General features: G+C 74.4%; 4 protein-coding genes. All 4 read right to left on the reverse strand.

What is annotated here, in order from left to right:
* Nucleotides 1-133: 133 nt before the first annotated feature.
* Nucleotides 134-748, reverse strand: coding sequence for a TetR/AcrR family transcriptional regulator (locus AB8Z75_RS31815; RefSeq protein WP_369208106.1), 615 nt, complete (start codon nucleotides 746-748; stop codon nucleotides 134-136).
* 298 nt (nucleotides 749-1,046) lie between these two features.
* On the reverse strand, nucleotides 1,047-3,713 hold the full coding sequence (locus tag AB8Z75_RS31820) for an FtsX-like permease family protein (RefSeq protein ID WP_369208100.1): 2,667 nt from the start codon (nucleotides 3,711-3,713) through the stop codon (nucleotides 1,047-1,049).
* A gap of 3 nt (nucleotides 3,714-3,716) precedes the next feature.
* Nucleotides 3,717-4,520 (reverse strand): ABC transporter ATP-binding protein, encoded by an 804-nt coding sequence (locus tag AB8Z75_RS31825; RefSeq protein WP_369208102.1) that lies wholly within the window; start codon nucleotides 4,518-4,520, stop codon nucleotides 3,717-3,719.
* Nucleotides 4,517-4,678 carry a hypothetical protein gene (locus tag AB8Z75_RS31830; protein WP_369208104.1) on the reverse strand — a complete coding sequence of 54 codons (162 nt, stop codon included), beginning with the start codon at nucleotides 4,676-4,678 and terminating at the stop codon, nucleotides 4,517-4,519. The genes AB8Z75_RS31825 and AB8Z75_RS31830 overlap by 4 nt, the downstream gene beginning before the upstream one ends.
* Nucleotides 4,679-4,832 lie beyond the last annotated feature (154 nt).

The raw sequence follows: 4,832 nt of genomic DNA on the forward strand, positions 1-4,832 counted from the left end.
GGCTCGGGGTGCGGCTCGGGGGTGAGGAGCACCACGATGGCGTCCTCGTCCCGCTGGTCGAAGACGTCCGGCACGGCCATGGTGCGCTCACCGGCGCCGCAGCACCTGTCCTCGGCCACGCTGGTCCGCATTCTCAGACCTCCCCCATGGTGTCGTCCGGGTGGGTGACGGGCGCTGTCAGCAGGCCCACGACCGCGTCGGTCAGCGCGTCGGCCGTGCGTTGCCAGGAGGTGTGCGGCGCACCGGTGCCCTCGGCCAGCGCACGCTCCCGTTCCGCGCAGGTGTGGACGAGCAGGTGCCGTGCCATGTCTCCGCGTTCGGCCCGTACCCGCTCGGGAAGCCCCGCCAGGCAGCGGCCGAGGTTGTCGAGGACTTCCCCCAGGCAGGGCCGCACGAGCGCCTCGTCGGTGACGAGTGCACGGAGCATCGGATCGGTCATGACCAGCACCGAGAAGCGGGCGTGCCAGGAGGGGACTCCGAGTGAGCCCAGATACTCCGGTACGGGGCGCACGAGGCAGCCGACCCAGTCGCGGATGTCGCGGCTGCCGTCGGCCGCGCGCACGTACCGCTGCCGAAGCTGGTCGACCCGCTCCCCGTGCCGGGTCATGATCGCGCGCACGAGCCCGGGCTTGCTGCCGAAGTGGTAGCTGACGGCCGTCACGTTGCCCTGTCCCGCGGCCTCGCCGATCTGGCGGCTGGAGACGGCGGACAACCCGTGCTCGGCGAACAGCCGTTCCGCCGCCGTCATGAGCGCGTCGCGGGTCTCCGTCGCGCGGTCCGCCCGCCCGGTCCGCGCGGCGCTCACCGGGTCACCGTCCGCCTGCGTGAGGGGCGCGCGTGCGCCGCGCGGCGGGGCCGTCGGCGCACGCGCGCGGCGGGCGGTGCCGTGTCCTGCAGGTCAGTCACTCCAGAGCCTCCCCGGGCGGTGGACCGTACCGCTCCAGGTGAACACGGGCTTCCGCTATAAGTCAATCGACTGACTTAAAGCCCCAGGTCTTTCGGAGCGGTCTCCCGGAGCAGGTGTCATCCGACGGGCACCGCAGCCGTCAGGCGCGGGCGAGCGCCTGAGCGGGTGGCGTACGCAGCGCCCGGCGGGTGGGCAGTTCGACGGTGAGGAAGGTGACGGCGGCGACCACGACCGCCAGTACGGGCAGCAGCCACAACGGCCCCGCGGGCCACGGGCGATGGAGAAAGCCGACGGACAGCAGTGCGAGGGGCACCACGGACAGCAGCACACCGGCGACGAGCGCCGTCAGCGCGATCAGGACCGCCTCGCGCCGCATCATCGCCCGGGCCTGGTACGGCGTGGCGCCGATCAGCTGGAGCGTCGCCAACTCGGTGCGCCGCCCCACGGTGGTGGCGACCAGCTTGTTGGCGATGCCGAGCAGGAGATAGCCCAACAGCACGGCGAGCACCACGATGTTGATCCACAGCTCGGGCGGGACGCCACCCACACCTGACCGCGCGGGAGTACCGGGGTCCTCGTCCAGGGCGAGGCCGGGACGGGAGGAGACCACGTCCGCGACGGCGCGTTGGGCCGCGTCGGTGCCGTCCGTACGGACGAAGACCTGCTGATCCAGTCCCGTGGTGGTGTGTCCCGCGGCCAGGTCCCGGGAGAGGGCGACATCGCCGAAGCCGAGGCCGCGCCCGTACGTGGCCACGACGCGGGCGGTGACAGCGGCGCCGTCACCCAGGCGCAGCTTCACCTTCCCGCCCACCCGCGCGGCACGGGACTCGGCGACGTCCTCGCTGACGGCGACGGTGTTGCCGGTCAGCCCGGTCAGGCTGCCGCTGCGCACGTCCAGGTCGAGCACGCCGGAGGCCTGCGGAGTGAGAACGAGAGCCGGCGCGCTCTCCGTCTCGGTGTCCCCCAGCATCTCGTACGACCACAGCGCGGTGGTCGTGGTCACGGGGGCGGCGGCCTCGACGCCCGGCCTGCCCCGTACCTCGTCGAGCAGGCCCTCGGGGACACCTCCGAGACCTGGCGCGCTCACCGCGAACTGGGCCCGGGTGCCGTCGTGGACGTCCCCGGAGGTGGCGGCCAGCACGGTGGTCTGGGTCAGGGCGTAGGTGAGAGTGAAGACCACGGCCATCGCGAGGGTGGAGACGGCCGCGGCGGCGCGCTGCGCGTAACCGTGGCTGTTGGCCACGGCCAGCCAGGTCGGCGCCGAGGACCGGGCCGGCAGTTTCCTCGCCAGCGCGCGGCCGACGCCGCGCAGCAGCGCCGGGCCGACGAGCGCCAGACCGATCGCCGCGAGGATGCCGGCCATGGCGGTGGCCGCAGCCCCGGCCTGCGACCTGACCAGCAGCGGGACGACGGAGACCCCCGTCCCGGCGACGATCAGCGCCGAACCGATCCGCCCGCGCACCGGAGCAGAGGTACGGGGTTCGCTGCGCGACTCGGCGACCGCTTCCGTCGCCGGCATGCGCGACGTACGCCAGGCGGCGCACCAGGCCGCCGCGCTCACGACGCCGACCAGGAGCAGCACGCCCGCGACGGCGGGCAGCGGGCCGAACGTCAGGGGCAGCCCGTCAGGGAGCATCCCGGTCCACACCAGCAGTCGCCTGAACCGTTCCGCGAGAACGTAACCGAGCGCGGCTCCGGGCAGGGCGGCGGCGACCGCGATGAGCGCGGCCTGCGCCGTGGCGAGCCTGCGGATCTGCCGTGGAGTCGCTCCGACGGCGCGCATCAGGGCGAGTTCGCGCCGCTGTGCCTGGATCGACACGGACAGGGCCCCGCCGACGATGAACCCGACGACCAGCAGGGTGACACCGGCCAGCGACCCGGCAAGAGTGGGCAGGAGGGAGCGGGCGGCCACCGTACTCGGCGCCTCGGCGTCGCCTCGGGCGGCTCCCGTCGCCACGGTCAGACCGGTGCCCCGTACGGCCTCGCGCACCGCTTCCGCGACCTTGGCGCCCGCGCCCTGTTCGGCGCGTACGGCGATCAGATCCACGGCCGGCGCGGGAGAGCCGGAACCCGCGCTCGCGGATCCGGCGGAACCGGTCCGAGCGGAGGACGCGGAACCCGCGTCCGCCGGACCGGTGGGGCCGGTGTCCGGCGCGGTCTCATCGGCGGCGCGGGCGCCCGAGGCCGCACTGTGTCCGGTCAGCCGCTGCGCCGTGGCGTCGCTGAAGTACACGCCGCTGCCCGGCGCTTCGAGAACGGCCGACACCCGGTAGCTGCCGGAGCGTCCTGCGGCGACGACCTTGACCCGGTCGCCGGGGTTCGCGCCCGCGGCGGCGGCCGTGGCCTCGTCGAGCGCCACGTCCCGCGGCCCGTCCGGCGCCGCACCGGTGACGCCGTGCGCGGCGAGCAGGCCGGTCGAGGACCAGCCGTGCCCGTTGGCGCCCGGATCGTCGGCCGGTACCGCGTCGCCGCGCCCGGTGACGACGGCCGCGGGGAAGCTGCGGTCGCCCACCGCGCTCGCGACACCGGGCAGCCGCGCCAGCCGGTCCGCGAGAGCGGCGGGCACCCTGGCCCGTTCCGGCAGGGAGATCGACGGGACGCCGGGCTGGGGAGGACTGTAGGTCTGGCTCGCCGAAACGACGACATCGGCCCGGGCGAGCCGCTCGACCGGAGCGTGGGAGCGCCAGCCGGACTCGGCGAGGACGCCGATGCCGGTGACCATGGCGGCCCCGCCCAGCGTCGCGCAGGTCACGGCCAGCAGCGCGGCGATTCTGCGACGCACCATGTGCCAGGCGAAGTACAGCATCCGCTACTCCGTCTCCAACCGCGTCACGCAGGTGGCCAACTCGGCCGCCGTGGGCCTCACCAGCGTGTCCACGACCCGCCCGTCGGCCATGACACTCGCCAGGTCGGACCGCGCGGCGGCGGCCGGGTCGTGGGTGACCATCACGACGGTCTGACCGAGCCCGTCCACCATGTCGCGCAGCAGAGCGAGTACCTCGCGCCCGGTACGCAGATCCAGCGCACCCGTCGGCTCGTCGGCGAACACGACCGCGGGCCTGGCGGCCAACGCGCGCGCGATGGCCGCCCGCTGCTGCTGCCCGCCGGACAACTCCGCCGGACGGTGAGACAGCCGCCCGGCCATCCCGACCCGCTCGACCAGCTCGCCTACCCACCCCTTGTCCGGTGTCTGGCCGGCCAGCCGCAGCGGCAGCATGATGTTGTCCTCGACGCTGAGCGACGGCACCAGGTTGTAGGACTGGAAGATGAAACCGACGCTGCGCCTGCGCAGTTCGGTGCGGCGGGTCTCGTCCAGCGCGCCGATCTCCGTGCCGTCGACGAAGGCGCGCCCGCTGGTCGGCGAGTCGAGCCCGGCGGCGCAGTGCATCAGCGTGCTCTTGCCCGAGCCGGAAGGGCCCATCACGGCGAGGAACGTCCCGCGCTCCACCGTGAGGGAAACGCTGTCGAGCGCCCGGACGTCTCCGGGATATGTCTTGGTGACCTCGACCAGCTGCACAGCCGGCGTGCGGTGTGCCCTCCCGGCGGCGTGGTGGCCCTCGGCGGCGGCGATCCTCAAGGTCGTCTCGCGGCCCCCCGCGCGCGTGTACCTCATGACCGCCACCAGGCGCCGCACGGGACGCCGAGCGCGACGGCGCGGGGCGGTGCGGCAGGGCCGGTGCCGGCGTGCAGGCCGGCGCCGCGCCGGGCGGAGCCGCTCCGCTCGGGGCGCGGCGTCCCGGGCCCCGCGAGGCCGCTGAAAGAATCGGTCACGGGAGATGCTCCTTGCTCGGGGGCCGTCGAGTACGCGTCGACGCTACGGACGACCCGGTCCGCGCACGATCCGGCCAACGAGAAACCCCGAGTACAGCAGGCTGTACCACGCGCCACCCGCACGCCCGCGTATGCGCACGCACGCCCGCCCCCG

Source organism: Streptomyces sp. PU-14G, from assembly GCF_041028275.1.
GTDB lineage: Bacteria > Actinomycetota > Actinomycetes > Streptomycetales > Streptomycetaceae > Streptomyces.

Excerpts from the sequence above, each read along its gene's own strand:
- AB8Z75_RS31825 (WP_369208102.1), bottom strand. The coding sequence starts at position 4,520 with ATGAGGTACACGCGCGCGGGGGGCCGCGAGACGACCTTGAGGATCGCC.
- AB8Z75_RS31815 (WP_369208106.1), bottom strand. The coding sequence starts at position 748 with ATGACGGCGGCGGAACGGCTGTTCGCCGAGCACGGGTTGTCCGCCGTC.
- AB8Z75_RS31820 (WP_369208100.1), bottom strand. The coding sequence starts at position 3,713 with ATGCTGTACTTCGCCTGGCACATGGTGCGTCGCAGAATCGCCGCGCTG.